This window comes from Natronobacterium haloterrestre (genome assembly GCF_900112205.1).
Taxonomy (GTDB): domain Archaea; phylum Halobacteriota; class Halobacteria; order Halobacteriales; family Natrialbaceae; genus Natronobacterium; species Natronobacterium haloterrestre.
The window spans coordinates 307,634-323,542 of the sequence record NZ_FOKW01000004.1; the positions used below are offsets into that span (position 1 = coordinate 307,634).

General features: G+C 63.0%; 15 protein-coding genes and 1 tRNA gene. 4 read left to right on the forward strand and 12 right to left on the reverse strand.

The window, feature by feature from the left end; all coding sequences use genetic code 11:
* Positions 1-25: 25 nt before the first annotated feature.
* Genes BM113_RS10460 through BM113_RS10490 form a run of 7 tightly spaced genes read right to left on the reverse strand, consistent with a single transcriptional unit; the run spans position 26 to position 9,266 of the window.
* Entirely contained in the window at positions 26-802 is a 777-nt protein-coding gene (locus BM113_RS10460; RefSeq protein ID WP_089787754.1) for a DUF7289 family protein, read from the reverse strand.
* Entirely contained in the window at positions 799-1,329 is a 531-nt protein-coding gene (locus BM113_RS10465) for a DUF7266 family protein (RefSeq protein WP_089787756.1), read from the reverse strand. The genes BM113_RS10460 and BM113_RS10465 overlap by 4 nt, the downstream gene beginning before the upstream one ends.
* A complete protein-coding gene (locus BM113_RS10470; RefSeq protein ID WP_089787758.1) occupies positions 1,326-1,763 on the reverse strand; it encodes a hypothetical protein in 438 nt (145 codons plus the stop codon). The genes BM113_RS10465 and BM113_RS10470 overlap by 4 nt, the downstream gene beginning before the upstream one ends.
* Positions 1,757-2,407 (reverse strand): DUF7288 family protein, encoded by a 651-nt coding sequence (locus BM113_RS10475; RefSeq protein ID WP_089787760.1) that lies wholly within the window; start codon positions 2,405-2,407, stop codon positions 1,757-1,759. Before BM113_RS10475 ends, BM113_RS10470 begins: the two co-directional genes overlap by 7 nt.
* Before the next feature lies 1 nt (position 2,408).
* Positions 2,409-2,990 (reverse strand): DUF7287 family protein, encoded by a 582-nt coding sequence (locus BM113_RS10480; protein ID WP_007140691.1) that lies wholly within the window; start codon positions 2,988-2,990, stop codon positions 2,409-2,411.
* A 40-nt stretch (positions 2,991-3,030) separates the two neighbouring features.
* Positions 3,031-5,115, reverse strand: coding sequence for a type II secretion system F family protein (locus tag BM113_RS10485; RefSeq protein ID WP_089787763.1), 2,085 nt, complete (start codon positions 5,113-5,115; stop codon positions 3,031-3,033).
* Entirely contained in the window at positions 5,112-9,266 is a 4,155-nt protein-coding gene (locus BM113_RS10490) for an ATPase, T2SS/T4P/T4SS family (RefSeq protein WP_089787765.1), read from the reverse strand. The genes BM113_RS10485 and BM113_RS10490 overlap by 4 nt, the downstream gene beginning before the upstream one ends.
* 415 nt (positions 9,267-9,681) lie before the next feature.
* On the opposite strand from BM113_RS10490, the gene BM113_RS10495 reads away from it, so the two are divergent.
* A complete protein-coding gene (locus BM113_RS10495) occupies positions 9,682-10,914 on the forward strand; it encodes an acyl-CoA dehydrogenase family protein (RefSeq protein ID WP_089787767.1) in 1,233 nt (410 codons plus the stop codon).
* Between the two features lie 288 nt (positions 10,915-11,202).
* Here the strand turns inward: BM113_RS10495 and BM113_RS10500 are convergent.
* The 3 genes from BM113_RS10500 to BM113_RS10510 form a co-directional block, all read right to left on the reverse strand.
* Positions 11,203-11,275 (reverse strand) — tRNA-Arg (locus BM113_RS10500).
* Positions 11,276-11,287: 12 nt separating this feature from the next.
* Complete coding sequence (gene tatA / locus BM113_RS10505; RefSeq protein ID WP_089787768.1) at positions 11,288-11,590, reverse strand: twin-arginine translocase TatA/TatE family subunit; 303 nt, start codon at positions 11,588-11,590, stop codon at positions 11,288-11,290.
* Positions 11,591-11,875: 285 nt separating this feature from the next.
* Positions 11,876-12,286: a nuclear transport factor 2 family protein gene (locus BM113_RS10510; protein ID WP_245758020.1), complete on the reverse strand. Its 411-nt coding sequence runs from the start codon at positions 12,284-12,286 to the stop codon at positions 11,876-11,878.
* Between the two features lie 177 nt (positions 12,287-12,463).
* On the opposite strand from BM113_RS10510, the gene BM113_RS10515 reads away from it, so the two are divergent.
* Both BM113_RS10515 and BM113_RS10520 read left to right on the forward strand, forming a co-directional pair.
* Positions 12,464-12,943: a redoxin domain-containing protein gene (locus tag BM113_RS10515; RefSeq protein ID WP_089787773.1), complete on the forward strand. Its 480-nt coding sequence runs from the start codon at positions 12,464-12,466 to the stop codon at positions 12,941-12,943.
* Positions 12,944-13,036: 93 nt separating this feature from the next.
* Positions 13,037-13,849, forward strand: coding sequence for an HD domain-containing protein (locus BM113_RS10520; protein WP_089787775.1), 813 nt, complete (start codon positions 13,037-13,039; stop codon positions 13,847-13,849).
* Positions 13,850-13,975: 126 nt separating this feature from the next.
* On the opposite strand, the gene BM113_RS10525 is transcribed toward BM113_RS10520, so the two are convergent.
* Positions 13,976-14,206 carry a helix-turn-helix domain-containing protein gene (locus BM113_RS10525; protein ID WP_089787777.1) on the reverse strand — a complete coding sequence of 77 codons (231 nt, stop codon included), beginning with the start codon at positions 14,204-14,206 and terminating at the stop codon, positions 13,976-13,978.
* A gap of 163 nt (positions 14,207-14,369) precedes the next feature.
* Between BM113_RS10525 and BM113_RS10530 the strand changes: the two genes are divergently transcribed.
* The gene (locus BM113_RS10530) at positions 14,370-14,564 is read left to right on the forward strand and encodes a XapX domain-containing protein (protein WP_007140682.1); all 195 of its coding nucleotides are present in this window, start codon (positions 14,370-14,372) and stop codon (positions 14,562-14,564) included.
* Positions 14,565-14,602: 38 nt separating this feature from the next.
* Here BM113_RS10530 and BM113_RS10535 read toward each other — a convergent pair whose 3' ends face one another.
* The gene (locus tag BM113_RS10535) at positions 14,603-15,907 is read right to left on the reverse strand and encodes a 5'-deoxyadenosine deaminase (RefSeq protein ID WP_089787779.1); all 1,305 of its coding nucleotides are present in this window, start codon (positions 15,905-15,907) and stop codon (positions 14,603-14,605) included.
* Positions 15,908-15,909 lie beyond the last annotated feature (2 nt).

The following is a 15,909-nucleotide window of genomic DNA, read 5'->3' on the forward strand; positions in this document are numbered from 1 at the left end:
GAACGGAGAGGACCGCGAAAACACGTCAGTACGAGATATCGACAGTAACGACCGTAATTACGGCTCGGTCGACGTCGTCGCGTTCTCCCACCTCCCAGTCCTCGAGTGTGCGTTCCCACGCGTCCTCTTTCGCGTCGGATTCGGCAGTCGGGACTTCGACAGAGACGGTGCCCGGATCGTCGACGACCTCCGTCGTCCGATTTTCGACGGAGAGCGTGAATCCCGTGCTCTCGCTGCTCTGGATCGATCGGTCGTCACCGGCGATCCGTACGAGCGAGATAATCGCCGTATCGGTTTCTTCGTTGTACGTCAAGAGGGGATCCTCGAGAACGACGGCGCCGCCATCGCTTTCGCGAATCACCGCACCGCCCTCGTACGAAAGCGTATCGGAGCCGGATTCGTAGCTGAATTCGCCGAGTTCGAGGCTATCACCGTCGATGCCGCTCTCGTCGAACGCGCTTCGGTCCCCGATGAACTCGCCGTTCACGCTGACGTTGATCGCCGTTCCCCCGCTACCAGTCCTGATCGTGCCACCCCGAAGTGACAGTTCCCCGTATCGCTGATCGATCCCGTCGTACCGGAGCACGTCGTTGAAATTCTCCGCGAGCGCGCCCATCGCCCGTTCGCCGTTTCGCTGCTGTTCGATCTCCTGGTAATCGTCCATCGCCTGGAAACCGGTTACCGAGAGCAACGCGATCGAACTGAGGATGATGCCGAACACGAGAACGAACGCGACCACCTCGGATACGGCTCGGTCGTCGCGGTGCCACCGCGATCGAATACGCCCAGTTCGTGAGTTCATCGGCTCACCTCCTTGAGTTCGAGTTCCTCGCCGGAGTTTCCGTCGTACACGATCTCGATCGTGCCACCGTTTACCGGGCCCTCATCGCCGATATCAGTCTCGACGACGACCGGAACGTACACCGGCCGCTCGATTTCGTCGGCAGTCAGTCGGAGACACTCGGTCGAACCGTCGAGCAGCGGCGCATCGTCGTCCTCACAATCGTCCGATCCCAGCAGTTCCACCGTATACCTCGAGTTCGCGACCGTTCCAGGATGCTCCGTCGTAACGCGCACCGAGTGAGTGTCGCCGTGTGCCATCCGGTCGACGTTTTCGATCTCGTCCGCGAGGCGTTCGCCGATCGTCTCGAGCGACGACTCGGCCGACCGCTCGGTTTCCGACTCGAGCAGCGTCGCCCCGCTGGTTAGCAACATCGCGATGAGGATCGTCGTAATTCCGATCGTGAGGACGTGGGTGACGGCGACCGAGACACCGCGTTCGTGTTCCGTGCCCGTGTCCGTGTCCGTGTCGAACCCGTCGCCGATCATGGTTCCTCCGGACAGTTTCCGTTGCCTGGATCGATCTCCCGTGTCTGGTTGTAACTGAACTCGTGTGTGTCGTAGGTGATCGTGACGTTGATTGGCCCGCTTGCGTCGATAGAATCGTCGGCGACGCTGACGTTCGTCACTCCTGCCGACGACTGCGAACTTACGTTTCTGTAGGCATCGGTGTAGGCCTCCAGGTCGTTCTCGACTCCACTCGAGTCGTCGTGAGTGGCGAGGAGGCACTCGAGGTGTTGTTCGACCTCGTAGCCGGTGACGTCCTCGGTCGTCGCCGACTGACTGGATGCACCTGACGAGATCGTTTCCGTGTAGAGAACGCCGTTGAAGACGACGACGACACCGAGGATTATAAACGCCAACGTGATGGCACCGATCAGGATGATCTGACCACGATCGGTCCCCTCGAGATCGGTCACCATACGATCACCCGTACTTCGACGACGTTGTACAGCTCTTCCCCAGTATCGTCGAGCCGTGGTATCGACTCTGAATCGTTGTCCGCAGCCTCGCGTATCGTATCAGCGGCCCCCTCGTTAGAGGTCACCGACTGATTATCGAACAAACTGACCGTGTAACTCGCGGTTACGGCGTCCGAGGAGGGGCTTCCCTGTACGACGAGCGAGCGGTTTTCGTGGACCCGGTCGCCGGTTGCGGTCTCGTTCAGGTAATGCAGTTCGACGTTGTAGTTCTGCCCGGCTTCGGTAAATCGCTTATCGAGCACTTTTCCCAGCACGAATTTCTCGCTAAAATCTTCGACAGTGTACACTTCCTCCTCCGGGCCAGGCTGGTCGGTACCGTTGAAGCCGCCGTCTCCGTCCCAGTGGCGAACCATGGCCGAGAGGTTAGCCTCGTCGTCCGTGGCGGCAGCGACCACGAGTGCGTCCTGAGTCTCCTGTTGGATCTGTGCCTGCACGGATCGATCCGCGGCTCCGCCCGTCGTCGGTGTGATAACAACCGACTGCAAAGCGAGCAACACCGCTGTGAGGACGATCATCGCGCCGATGAATCCCTCGAGGGTGTACGCCTGGCCACGCTCGTTCGACGTCGACGTTCCTTGTCGCATATCACCACACCCTCACGACAAGTCTGTAAGGCGGTTCTTCGCCGTCTACGAACGTTTCGTCCTCAAACGTGACGACTCGAGCCGAACTGGCCGCCGCTTGGTCGTCGTACTCAGTCGTCCTCGCAACGAGGTCTTCGCTCCCTGACTCGAGCGGACCCTCGTCGGATCTCGAAACATTGAGCGGTTCGACGCGGATGGATACGTGATCGTAGTGAATGTCCTCCGACGTATCGGCTCGAAGACCGACCAGTTCGGCGAGATCGCCGTCGATATACACGTCTTCGAATTTGTCTCCATCGAGTTCATTCGGCGATCCTCCCGTCGAGAGGTTCTCGACCACCCTGTCCGCGATCCGGTCCGCCTGGGCCGTCTCGGCCCCGCCCGTCGAGGTGTCGTACGGCGTCACGATCGACGGCAGGAAGGCAAAGACGAACGCGATCGCGAGGATGAAGATTCCGATCCCGACCGCGAAGTCCTGGGTCGTCTGTCCGCGGGTCCGCGTACGCGATGGACTCGAGACGGATGGAGATACGGAGTCGGAACCAGCCACCTGGGTTCGGTCGCTCTCGTCTCGTTCGTTCACCCGTCCGCCCGTTCGGCGTCGATTGCTCCCCCCGATCATGTTAGGCCACCAGCGTCCAGCCGACCAGTGCGATCGTCGAGAGCGCAACCGCGTACTTCAGGCCGCTCAGGATGTCCGCGTCCCGCATGTATCCGCAGATGAACCCCGAGATGATCCCCTGTAACGTCACTGCATGGAAGAACAACACCGACAGCATATCGACGTTGATGTTGTCGCTCAGGTCCGCCTGGGCGAGTTCGCCGCCGCCACCCGCCGCGTCGACGTCACCACCGCCGGCCTCGAGACCTGCCATCGTATCGATGAACTGGGTCTTGAGGATCGCGATCACCGCCAGGACGGTCATGAACGTCATGATGATGATGACGACCTGCATCCGAGTTCGGGACTTGCGTTCCCGTTCGATGTCGTCGTGATTCTCGCTTGCGCGGGCCGCGGTTCGGAGCACGTCGGTGATCTGGTTCGAGGCCTCCTGTGCTTCCGTGATCAACCGTGTCGTCCGGGCGAGCCGCGGAATGTGGTACTTGTTATTGAACTCGATCAGGGCCGCCTTCAGGCTCGTCCCGTAGTTGACCTTCGTGTGCATCATCTCGAACTCGCGGGCGAGTTTCCCGCTCGTCGTCTCCGCGACGGATTTGAGCGACTCGAGCAGCGTCAGCCCGGTATCGTTCGCGCTCGAGAGTTTCCGGAGATCCTCCGAGAGCTGGTTGACGACGGTGTTTCGGTGCCGGACGTTCCACTCACGGAAGATCGAGAGCGGGATAGCGACGATGTACAGCGGGACGTAGACGTAGACGAACGTGCCCCAGATGGGGTTGGCGACGAGTCCGTCCCAGGAGGTTGGCGCCGAGCCGTTCACCATCGCCGTCGCCACGACTACGAGCGCCGTCGGGACCGTCAGCGCCAGGGTAAACAGCGGATTATCCCGGAAGAAGATATGCGGTTGTTTGAGCACCTCGAGCGTCGCGTGGGTTCCCTCGCGGTTCTTGATCCGGGCGAAGACGCTGTAGTCACCGGTAAACTGTTCGACCAGCCCGAGATCGAGCACGCCCCCCTGCTGGCCGGTCTCGGTCCGGTCGCCGGCTTCGCCGACGTTCATCGAGAGGTAGCCGTCGCCGGGTTCGTCGTGTTTGACCGTCGAAACCAAAACGAGAAACCCGATCCCCGTCAGCGGAATGAGGCCGTAAACGGTCATATACAGCATCTCGTTGGTCACGTCCGCCTGCGGGATCATCTGCATGACGACCATGATAATGATCAAAAGCAGTGGGAAAAGCGACAGCGTCATGTACATCTCGCCGAACAACTCGAGCGTTTCGAGGGTGAGTTCCTGTTCCTGCTTGGCGGTTCGCATGTGCTTTTCTTTCTTGTCCTCGAGGAAGCTCTCCATGTCGCCGCCGCTGTTGACGATCGAGAGCATGTCGGTCAGGAACTGCGAGAGTTCGTCGCTGGGCGTCTCGAGGGCCTGTTTCCGGATGGCGGTCCGGTAGTCGACGTCGAAGTACTCGGTCTCTTTGACGATGCTCTGGAACTCCTTTGCGACCTCGCCGTAGGTGTCGTCGGCCTGGGCCATCGCGTCGATGATCTCGAGCTGGTTCAGCCCGCCGACCGACAGCGCGTACATGAAGGAGACCGAGTCGGTCAACAGCATGTTGATCTCGCGCTTGCGGGCCGACGCACGCGAGTACGGGATCGCGACCAGCGAGCCGAACCCGAGCGCGAACCCGATCGTCCCGAAGACCAGCCCGGTAGAGAAGACCAGCGCCGGGACGCGAAGCGCGTCGAGGATCTCGATCAGCGTCTGGTTCTGCATCGGAATCCCGAGCAGTTCGTTGACTGTAACGAGCCCGGTCGCGAAGATGCCGTAGCCGAGCGTCAGCCCGATCAGCCACAGTGCGAGGCCGCTGATGAATCCGATCCCGAGCGCCCGGGAGAGGTAGAGTTCGACCGTATCCGTCATCCGGGCCTGCCCGAGTTTGGTTTCGACGTCGGCGACGAACTCGCCGTCATCGTCGAACAGCCGATCGTACAGCGGATAGAACGCATCGCCGAGTCCGTCCGCGCTGCTCGCGCCGGATCCGCTGGCGCTCACTCCGGATCGAGCGCCATCGTCGGTTCCTAGACTCATGCGTCGTCCTCGTCGGGGTTGCGTTCGCCGTCGTCGGTCGAGTCACCGCTGCCGTGGAAGATCGACTCCTCGCCGGCCTCGGATGGGTCGTCGAACAGGGACTCGTCGTCGCCGTCCGACCCGGCGGAATCGGCCGCGTCGTCGAATACGGGGTCGCGCTGGCCGCCGAACGTGTCGTCGGAGCCGAAGATCGAGTCGTTGTCGTCGTCGATCTCCGTTTCAGTTTCATCTCCGGAGTCAGTGTCGGTGCCGGTGTCGGTGTCGGAGGCCGATGAATCGGTGTCGGCGGTTTCGTCGACCGGTCCGGCGGCGACCACGTCCACGTCCTCGTCCTCGTCTTCGTCCTCGTCCTCGTCCCCGTTTCCGTCGGAGTCGTGGTCCGGCCTCGACCGGTTTCGCTCGTCGTCGGGCTCTCCCGGTGCGGAACCGTCGTCGCCTGCCCGTTCGTCCGGCCCGTCGTTGTCCTCGGCTTCCTCTTCGTCGATCTCGATCGTCGGTGGCTCACGACCGTACTCGGACGAATCGTCCGAGTCATCGGACTCGTCCGTGCCGCCGGACTCCGTCGACTCGGTCGCGTCCTCGTCGATCTCGATCGTCGGTGGTTCCCGGTCGGTGGTCGATCGACCGGTGCTTTCGTCGTCGGAGCCAGAGCCGGTGCTGGAGTCGCGGTCGGCATCGGTGTCAGTGTCAGTGCCAGTATCGAATCCTCGCACGGATTCCGACCCCGAGGGGGCTTGCTCGGCCCTGTCGTTCTCGAGTTCGTCCGTAAAGTCCGTCGAGGTCCCGTCGTCGGAGTCGGGATCGAAGATCGACTCGAAGTCACCCTCGGAGACGGAGAAGACCGGTGGATCCCCGGTTTCCCCCGAGCCTCCGTCGTCGTGATCCGACCCGTCGGTCTCGGCGGTCTCGGCGGTCTCGGCGGTTTCGAGTTCGTCCAGCGTCTCGCCCATGTCGTCGAACAGGCCGCCAAAGTCACTTTCTTCCGGATCGTCGGAGGGGAAGACCGTAGAGTCGTCGGCGGAACTCGAGTCGTCCCCGGCTTCGATGCCGGTGGCAGGGCCGGAGAGCGTCGAACCCGTCGATCCCGCCGAACTCTCGAACGGACCGGTTTCCTCGTCGGTTTCGGTCCCACCGCCGGCCGTCTCGACGCCGACGACGGCTCCGGTCTCGGACCCGCTCTCGTCGGCGACATCGAGTTGCGTCTCGGCTTCAGTCTCGGCCTCGACCTCGGCGTCGAACGCCCCGGTCGCGTCCGCCTCGGCTCCGCCGATGCCACCGGCGCCGGCGTCGTCCGCCGATCCCGAAGCGGTCCCGGCATCCGCGGTCACGCCGCCGTCGCTGCCGTCGCCACCGACCTCGAACCCGTTATCCTCGGACAGCCAGGCCGGCGACTCGTCGCCCCCACCGGCTCCGAACGCCGTCGATCCGTCTTCCGGGTTCCAGGCGTCCGTCTCGAGGGCATCATCCAGGTCCTCGGGTTCGAACGGGCCGGCGTCCGCGTCGGCTTCGGTCCCGGTCTCGGTCTCGGTCTCACCCTCGACCTCGATCGTGTCGGCGTCGTCGACGTCCGAGAGCGCACTGGCGAGACCGCTGGGAACCCTGCCGCGGTACTCCTCGAACAGCGATTCTTCGGCCCGCTCGAGGATGTCCATCGACGTGTTGTAGGTCTCGGTCGTCGCCTCCGGCCGGGGAACCAGTTCCTCTTTCTCCTGGTCGACGTCGATGAGGACGCTCTCCATCTCGCGGAGGTCCTCGAGGCTCTCCTCGAGTTGGCCGTTGGCGATCAGGGTGAGGATGGTGTCGGGGTCGTTGATGAACGCCTGGACCGTCGCCGCGACCTCGGCGTAGGTATTCAGTTCGTTTTTGATGAGGTAGGCGAGGATGACCTCCCGTTTGAACAGTTCCTCCTCGAGTTTCTCCGTGCTCCAGCCCCGGTCGAACTGGATCTCCTCGAGGGTGTTCGAGTCACCCATCTTGAGGAACTCGTCGGTTTCGGCCTGCCACTGGTAGACGTCCTGGACGTTGATCTCGTCGTTTTCGGCCTCGTAGTGGTTGATTTCGGTCAGGGACTTGTTCCGGCGGACCTTCCGGCCCTGCACCCGCGTCTGGGTCTGGATCGAAACGAGATCCAGCGCGGTGAACATCGTCTTCGAGACGTTGATCGGGTCCGTCGTGAACCGCTTGAGCACCTCGTCGACGGAGTCGGCGTGGAAGGTCGTATAGGTGGTGTGACCCGTCGACATGACCTGGAACAGCGTTCGACCCTCCTCGCCGCGGATCTCACCCATGACGATGTAGTCGGGCCGCTGGCGGAGCGCGGCCTCGAGCAGGTCGAACTCGTCGACGTCGCCCTGTTCGTCGTCCGCGAACGAGGGACGGGTGACGCTGGCGATCCAGTTTCGCTGGGGGAGTTCGACCTCGCGGGTGTCCTCGATCGAGACGATCTTGGCGTTGCTCGGGATGAAAAGCGAGACTGCGTTCAGCGAGGTCGTCTTCCCGGACGCGGTCCCGCCAGCGAAGATCAGACTCTTGTGATTCTCGATACAGAGCCAGAGGAACGCCATCTCGTCCAGCGAGAAGGTGTTCCAGTTGATGAGGTCGATCGGGGTGAAGGGCACGTCCTTGAACTGGCGGATCGTGTAGTTGGTCCCGTGATCGGAGACCTCCTGACCGAGCGTAAGCTGGGCACGTGAGCCGTCGGGAAGCGTCGCGTCGACCTGCGGGAGCCGTTTGCTGATCCCCTTCCCGGAACGCTGGGCGAGTTTGACGACGAAGTCGTCGAGTTCGTCCTCGCCGTGGTAGATGTTCGAGATGATCTGCTCGTACTCGGAGTGGTAGACGAAGACGGGCGAGTTGTATCCGTCACAGGAGATGTCCTCGACGTTGATGTCGTGTTTGATGCCGTCGATGCGCTCGTAGCCGATGAAGTTCCGTTTGAGCAGGTAGAGCAGTTTCTCGACCTGGTACTCCGTCAGCGTGTCCGGATCGTCTGCGAGGATCGCCGGCTCCGGGCGGACGGAGATGCCCTCGAGTTCGGCCGGTCCGTCGTCCTCGTCGTCCTCGTCCTCGTCGTCGTTGAGAAGGCGTTTGACCGTCTCAATGATACCGGCGTCGGTGCTTCCGGACGTCTCCTCGAAGAGGTCGTACCGCTGTAAGAGCCGACGGGTTTCGTCCTCGATGACCGTCCGCCGGCCGTCTTCGTCGGCTTTCTCTTTGACTCCGTCGTCGGAATACTTGATCGCCGTCCTGAGTTTGCCCGAGAGGAACTCCTGGAGCTCCTCCTCGATCTCGTTCAGGTACGGCTCGATCACGTAGTACTTCTTCTCGTTTTCCTTCTCCGAGTGGAAGATAACGACGTAGGCGTAGGGTTTGTTCACCCAGTAGCGCTCGACCTCGCGGAAGTGTTTCTTCTTCTCCATCGGAACCGCCTTCTCCAGATCGTAGCGGTTCGACAGCGTCGTGTTCCCCGCGGCGGTCGAGAAGAACTCGTCCTCGTCGATGTCATCCTGGACGTTGACCGTTCGCTCGTCGACGACGTCGTCCAGTTCCATCGCGATGTCCTCGCCGATCGACAGCCGCTCCTCGAGCGTGTCCGGGTCGAACCCCAGCGCCTCCTCCTTGTCGTGGGGGACGACCTCGCCGTCGCTATCCCGGGGTCGATCGCCGTTCTCGTCGTAGTAGTACACCCATTTGTAGTGTTCCCAGGTCCAGACGTCCTTGACGACCGGCGTGGTCTCGGGATCGACGTACTCGAGGAACTCGGTCTCGAGGAGGTCGTGGTTGTCGCCGGCGATCGGGAGCACGCGGTCGACGAGGTCGTCCGGATGGTAACCCAGGTAGGCTTCCGGATCGAACTCGACTGCGTCCCAGTCGTCGCCGCTTGGGGGTGACGGCTCGATTTCCTCGTCGGTCTCGAGTCCGAGCTGGTCGCCGCCTTCACGGCCCGGATCCGGGTCGTCGGGATAGAGAGAGGAGACTTCGTCGCCGTAGCCGTACTCGTCCATGAAGTCCGCCCACGTGTACTCCCCGACCCGGGCCGACGGTTCCGACTCGCCGCCTTCGGGGGTTCGTTCCGCCTCCGACACAGCGTCGGACGCCTCGCCCTCGGAGAAGTCCCCGGCGTCCGACCGGTCGGCCTCGTCAATAGCCATTACATTCAAGCAAATACTCACCCTTCAAAAAGGTCACGTGGCCATTACCATATCTGATAACGGAAACGCTGTCGGCCGTCATCGGGGATGAAACGCCGGATTCCGTCACTTCGATGGCGCTGCCAGTGACTATTGGTATCGGACATCTCCAGATCATATCATTCCCACAATGATTTCTATCAGACATTATACGGGAGAGCGACCCGCTGAAACGAACGCGGACGGTTCGGCGGGCAAACAGCCCGGATCGGCCCAAATCTGACGGCGAAGCGTGGTTCGGCGGCGCGCGGGCCGGTCATCCAGGACATCGATGTAAATCTAAGTTAAATATATCCATGTTTTGTTAATCTATTTCGCTCTTTCACTTTCAGATGGCAGCCAGCAACTATACCATCGGCGGACCGAAAGCCAACGTATGGAGTACGCAGACTCGAGTCAGGCGCAGGCGGTCGCCGAGCGGGCCCGCGCACTGATGGAAGAGGTCGTCCTCCCGATCGAACGCGAACGGGCCGGTGGAATGGCACTCTCGAGCGGAACCATCGCGGAACTGCGCGAGGCCGCACGCGAGTACGACGTCTACGCGCCCCAGATCCCCGAGGAGTACGGCGGGATGGGCGTGGGCTTTCGGGACTCCCTCCCGGCCTTCGAGGAGGCCGGCCGGAGCCTGCTGGGACAGGTCGCGATGCGCGTCGACGCGCCCGACGAAGGGAACATGCACCTGCTGGAACTGGCCGGGGACGATCTCCAGAAGGAGACCTACCTCGAGCCGCTGGTCGCCGGCGACATCCGTTCGGGGTTCTCGATGACCGAACCGATGCAAGGGGCCGGATCGGATCCGAAGATGATCCGGACGACCGCGGAGAAGGACGGCGACGAGTGGGTCATCGACGGCCACAAGTGGTGGACCACCCAGGGCGTCGAGGCCGACGTGCTGATCGTTCTCGCCCGGACCGACGAGGACGCCCATCCCTACCAGGGATGCTCGCTGTTTCTCGTTCCCGCGGACGCCGACGGCGTCGAGGTCGTCCGCGACATTCCCCACATGGGCGGCGGTTCGCTGGGCGTCTCTCATGCCGAAATCCGCTACGATGGAGTCCGGGTCCCCGAAGAGCACCTGCTGGGCGAACGGGATCAGGGATTCGTCCACGCACAGGAACGCCTCGGACCCGCGCGTCTCACCCACTGCATGCGCTACTCGGGGATGGCACAGCGCTCGCTCGAGATCGCGAAGGCCTACCTGAGCGAGCGCCAGGGGTTCGACTCGACGCTCTCGGAGAAACAGTCGCTTCGCCACCGGATCGCCGACGCCGAAACCAGGCTCCACGTGGCCCGGACCGCGATCCGGGACGCCGCGGACCGGATCGCCGCGGGGAAGGAGGCCCGCGTCCCCGTCTCGATGTGCAAGGTGTTCACCGCGAACGTCACCCAGGAGGCGATCGACCTCGCGGTGCAGTGTTGCGGGGCCAACGGCATCGGGAAAGACCTCCCGCTGTCGGACTTCTACGAGTCGGTCCGCCAGTTCCGGATCGTCGACGGCGCGGACGAAGTCCACCGCCGCGTCATCGCGCGTGCCGCGTTCGAGGACGTGAACGAGGAGGAACTCGAGCCGCTGACGCGGTTCGGGGAGCCGAACCGACGGTCGGAGTGAGATATGAGGTAGCCGTCCGGCTGCTCGACCGCTCGAGGTCGATAGTCGGCCTCGAGAGATCGGGACGCTGGTGGGAGCGAGGGGGCGTGGCGGGATTCGAACTACGCGAACGGCTCGCTTCGCTCGCCGTTCTCTCGTTCGAACTCCGTGCTCGTTCACTCCTCACGTCCGTTCGTCGCAGAACGGGCGTGGCGGGATTCGAACTACGCCCAGACGTGCTCGCTCCGCTGCGCGCGTCCGGTCTACTTAGAATCCCACCATGCCGGTTCGCTCCCGTCGGTCGCTGCACGGGCGTGGCGGGATTCGAACCCACGATCAGAAGGTTAGGAACCTTCTGCCCTCTCCGCTAGGCCACACGCCCCGAAAAATACGGTTAGTTGGTTTCCGTTTCCGTTTCCGTCTCGGTCTCGTCTTCACTCGTGACTGGCTCGGTGTCGACGAAGTCGTCGTCGTCCTCGTCGACGCCCTCGAACTCGCCAGATTCACGCATCTCCTCGAGTTCCGTTTCGACCTTTTCACGCCCCTTCTGGAATTCGCCCATGGCCTCGCCGGTCGACCGGGCCAGCTTCGGGATCTTGTTCGCCCCGAACAGCAAGATGGCGATGAAAAGGATGATCAGTAGTTCCGGACCCCCGGGTGCGCCGGGGATGAACAGCGGTGCGATTTCGGCTACCATCTCTATGCGTGGCTTACCCGCTGGCAATTATAACCTTTTTGGACCGCTCAGTTAAACAAGAGTCCGCGACGCCCTCATGAGGGCGGAAATCCGTCCGAAAACGTTCGGTCGGTCTTCGGTAGCGACGATTCATACGGATTGCTGTACCGATGAACCGGCACAACCGCCGCCAGGGTCGCGGCTGCGCCGGGAATGACCTACAGTAAACCGTATCAGTTCACATGTCCGTCCATGCTCGGCCTGCACGGGCCGGCATCGATCCGCGTCGTTCTCGCGCGCGCTACTCTAGAACTCGCCCGAGAGGCCGAACGACGCGCGCGATTCGGCGATCCGCCAGTTCCCGTCGACGCGCCGATACTCGTCGACGTACCGACCCTGTCGCCACCCCTCGTTGCCGTCGGCGTCCCGATAGCACAGGAGGAGGTACCAGCGACCGGTCGCTTCGTCGCCGGCCTCGAGTTCGACGACGGGGTTCGCGACGAAATGCGCCGAGTAGTCATAGAGCGAGTCGAACGTCCCGGTAGCGAACGCCTGGAGTTCCTCGTGGCCCTCGTAGGACTGCTGGCCCTCGAGGACGAATCGACCGTCTTCGGTGAACAGCGAGACCCACCGATCGTAGTCGCCGTCGTCGATGGCATAACAGTAGTCGTACTTCAGCCGGTGGATGGCCTCGCGCGTCGACGTGGTCATACTCATAGCGGAAGGCTCGAACGGCGAGGGGGATAAGCGTGGGCGGTCTTCCGGTGGAGGACTCGGGGTCTCCGATACCCTCTCGAGCACCGTATCGACGCGCTCCAGACCCGACACCGCCTGGACTCCCGAACCGATTTGGTAACGAAACAGTCTTTCACGCCGAACCGAAACTAGCCATCGATGGTAGAAACTGGAGACGCTGCACCCGATTTCACCGCACCGCTCGCAAACGGCGACGTCGAATCCTTCACGCTCTCCGAGCGACTCGAGGACGAGGCGCCGATCGTCCTCGCTTTCTTCCCCGGCGCCTTCACGAGCGTCTGCACCGAGGAGATGTGCACGTTCCAGGACCGACTGTCCGCATTCGACGATGTCGACGCCGAAGTGTACGGCGTCAGCCGCGACTCCCCGTTCACGCTCAACGAGTTCCGCGCACAGAACGACCTCGAGTTCGGCCTCATCAGCGACCTCAACAAGGAGGTCGTCGACGAGTACGGCGTCGAGATGGACTTCGCCGACCTGGGCGTCTACGGCGTCGCGAAGCGGTCGGTCTTCGTGATCGACAGCGACGGTGAGATCACCTACTCGTGGGTCAGCGACGACCCCGGCGTCGAACCGGAGTACGTCGAGGTCGAAGCGGCCGCCGAAGACGCCGCGTAAGCCGGTCGACGATCCCCCGATTCCGTCCTCCCGTCGACGCGGAAATTTCGTAGCCGGCACAGGGTTTTTCTAACCGGCCGCCGTCGTTTGGCTATGAGCGACTCTGGTACCGAAGCGGACTCTCGTCGCATCTATTCTCCCGATGCCGAACACGAGTTCCCCGACGAGAAACTGAACCGCGTCCTCGAGTTCGTCGAGGACGACGAAGAGATCCAGACTTACCTCGAGGCCCAGAACGTCAACGCGGTCGACCGGATGCGGTACAACGATCACGGCGTGAAACACATCGAGATCGTTCGCAACCGCGCGCTGTGTCTGTACGATCTGCTGAAAGGCGGCGACGTCGAGTTCCACGCCGGTCAGCAGGGACTCGAGGAGGAAGACGAGTCAGTGGTCGTCGCGCTGGCTGCGACGCTGCACGACGTGGGCCACGTGGTCCACCGCGACGAACACGTCTACTACTCCATCCCGCTGGCCGCGGACATCCTGGATCGGATCCTCCCCGAGTTCTACGACGTCGCGGAGACGGTCCGGATGAAAGGCGAGATCCTCCACGCGATCCTCTGTCACCACACTGCGGAGACGCCGCTGACGACCGAGGCGGGCGTGATCCGGGTCGCCGACGCCCTGGACATGGAAAGCGGTCGATCCCGCATTCCCTACGAACACGGCGGCCGCGGGATCAACACGCTCTCGAGCCAGGCGATCAAGCGAGTATCGCTCCACGAGGGCGACACCCGGCCCGTGATGGTCGAAATCGCGATGACCAACGCCGCGGGGGTCTACCAGGTCGACAACCTGCTGAAGGCCAAACTCCGGGACTCGGGACTCGAGGACGAGATCCGGATCGTGGCGGTCAACACCAACGAGAACCGGGAGCAACTGGTCGAACGGATCGAACTCTGAGCCGACGGATCGCGTCGTTTCCGCCGTCCTCGCCGAGTACGTCCCCACTCCTGGTTTTCGTCGTGTCGTACCCGACGGGTCGTCCACCCGTTCGCTTCGGCGGCAGGTCCCTCTCGAAAATCCGAGTTACGTTCGAGCCAGTTCGAACCCGTCGTCCGTCCGTTCGAGGTGTCCTCGCTTGCGGAGCGTCCCTGTAATCGAGAGGACCGTACTCTTCGAGAGGTCGAGATCCGTACAGAGCCGATCGGCGGGACACCGTCCGTGGGACGCGAGATAGAGGTAGACGAGTTTCGCGCGCGGCGACTCGAGATCCGCCGGCATCGATACGTACTGGGTCGACGTCGCAGTCGTCTGCATACGAGACAGTCCTGTTTTCGACAATAATAAAGTTGAGTGTCGACGATAGTCGAAAACTCGGCGGCGGAGGGACGATCGACGGCACGAAACGCGAAGGGATGGATCAGGGCGGCCCGCGACTCCAGGTCGGAGGATTTTCGTTCGTCCCGCCCCGTTGACCGATATGAATTACGAGCTCATCTTACTCGGTCTTGCTACGGGCGCAGCAACGGGCGGCTTCTTCGCGTTGTTCGACGTCCCGATCCCTGCACCGCCCGAACTGCCCGGACTCATGGGTATCGTCGGAATTTACCTCGGATACAAGCTCGTCGACGCGGCGGGGATCACGGCAAACGTATCGAGCTGGCTCGGACTGTAAGGCGGTCGTCGATCGTCGAAGGACTTTTCGTCGACCCGTTAGGGAGCGACCTCGAGGTCGGCCGCGAATTCGCGGGCGCGCTCGCGGATCGCGTCGGCGTCGGCGGCGAGTACCTCCCCGTCGTCCAGCAGGACGTTCCCGTCGACCATCGTGAACTGGACGTCGTCCCCGCGGGCGGCAAACACGAGATGCGAGAGGACGTCGTGGATCGGCGTCGCGCGCGTCAGGTCGGTCTCGAGGCCCACGATGTCGGCTTTCCACCCCTCGCGGAGCGCGCCGACCCGGTCGAAGCCGGCCGCGCGGGCGCCGTTTATCGTCGCCATCTCGAAGACCGTCGGCGCGGGTAGCGCCTGGGGCTCGAGCCGTTCGACCTTCTGGAGGAGGCTGGCCTGTCGCATCTCAGTGAACGGGTCGAGCGTGTTGTTACACGGCGGGCCGTCGTTGCCGAGCGCGACGTTGATGCCCCGATCGAGGTAGTCGTGGATCGGGGCGACGCCGCTCGCCAGTTTCATGTTCGAGGACGGGCAGTAGGTGACGTTGGTACCGGTTTCCGCGAGCACCTCCCGCTCGCTCTCGTCGGTCCAGACACAGTGGGCGAGGACGACGTCCTCGCCGGTCAGTCCGACCTCGTCGAGCCAGTGGACGTTCCGCCGACCGGTCTCCTTCTCGACGGTGGCGACTTCGTCCCGGTTCTCGCTCGCGTGCGTGTGAATCCGAACGCCGTCGTACTCGTCCGCGAGGGCCCGCGACCCCCGGAGACACTCTTCGGTACAGCTGACGGCGAAGCGCGGGGTCAGCGCGTAGCGGATCCGGCCGTCGGCGGCGCCGTGATACCGCTGGATGAGCCGCTCGCTCTCGGCCAGCGCCTCGTCGGTGTCCTCGAGCAGTCCGTCGGGGGACTCCTTGTCCATCATCACCTTCCCCAGCCGGCCGCGGATCCCCAGATCGCGGGCCGCTTCGAAGGCCTCCTCGGCGTGATGCACCGAGAGGTGGTCGATGCAGGTCGTCGTCCCGCTCTCGATCATCTCGAGGTAGCCCAGTTCGGCCGCGGTTCGCATCTCCTCGGCCGACAGCGAGGCCTCCATCGGCAGGACGTAGTCGAACAGCCACTCGAGCAGGGCGGTGTCGTCCGCGATTCCACGACCCAGGCTCTGGACGGAGTGGACGTGTGCGCCGACGGTTCCCGGCGCGAGCAGGTCGTACGAACGACGTTCGTGGTCTGGATAGCGTTCGATACAGTCCGAACGGTCCCCGACTGTGACGATTCGGTCGTCCTCGACGACGACGGCACCGTCCGCGATCACGGTGTCCGCGTCGGCGATGACTGTCCCCGACAGCAACATAC

Bases quoted from the DNA above. Each gene is read 5' to 3' on its own strand.
- BM113_RS10475 (WP_089787760.1), bottom strand. From the start codon at position 2,407: ATGCGACAAGGAACGTCGACGTCGAACGAGCGTGGCCAGGCGTACACC.
- BM113_RS10470 (WP_089787758.1), bottom strand. From the start codon at position 1,763: ATGGTGACCGATCTCGAGGGGACCGATCGTGGTCAGATCATCCTGATC.
- BM113_RS10520 (WP_089787775.1), top strand. From the start codon at position 13,037: ATGAGCGACTCTGGTACCGAAGCGGACTCTCGTCGCATCTATTCTCCC.
- tatA (WP_089787768.1), bottom strand. From the start codon at position 11,590: ATGGTAGCCGAAATCGCACCGCTGTTCATCCCCGGCGCACCCGGGGGT.
- BM113_RS10490 (WP_089787765.1), bottom strand. From the start codon at position 9,266: ATGGCTATTGACGAGGCCGACCGGTCGGACGCCGGGGACTTCTCCGAG.
- BM113_RS10465 (WP_089787756.1), bottom strand. From the start codon at position 1,329: ATGATCGGCGACGGGTTCGACACGGACACGGACACGGGCACGGAACAC.
- BM113_RS10515 (WP_089787773.1), top strand. From the start codon at position 12,464: ATGGTAGAAACTGGAGACGCTGCACCCGATTTCACCGCACCGCTCGCA.
- BM113_RS10495 (WP_089787767.1), top strand. From the start codon at position 9,682: ATGGAGTACGCAGACTCGAGTCAGGCGCAGGCGGTCGCCGAGCGGGCC.
- BM113_RS10525 (WP_089787777.1), bottom strand. From the start codon at position 14,206: ATGCAGACGACTGCGACGTCGACCCAGTACGTATCGATGCCGGCGGAT.
- BM113_RS10510 (WP_245758020.1), bottom strand. From the start codon at position 12,286: ATGAGTATGACCACGTCGACGCGCGAGGCCATCCACCGGCTGAAGTAC.
- BM113_RS10460 (WP_089787754.1), bottom strand. From the start codon at position 802: ATGAACTCACGAACTGGGCGTATTCGATCGCGGTGGCACCGCGACGAC.
- BM113_RS10530 (WP_007140682.1), top strand. From the start codon at position 14,370: ATGAATTACGAGCTCATCTTACTCGGTCTTGCTACGGGCGCAGCAACG.
- BM113_RS10485 (WP_089787763.1), bottom strand. From the start codon at position 5,115: ATGAGTCTAGGAACCGACGATGGCGCTCGATCCGGAGTGAGCGCCAGC.
- BM113_RS10535 (WP_089787779.1), bottom strand. From the start codon at position 15,907: ATGTTGCTGTCGGGGACAGTCATCGCCGACGCGGACACCGTGATCGCG.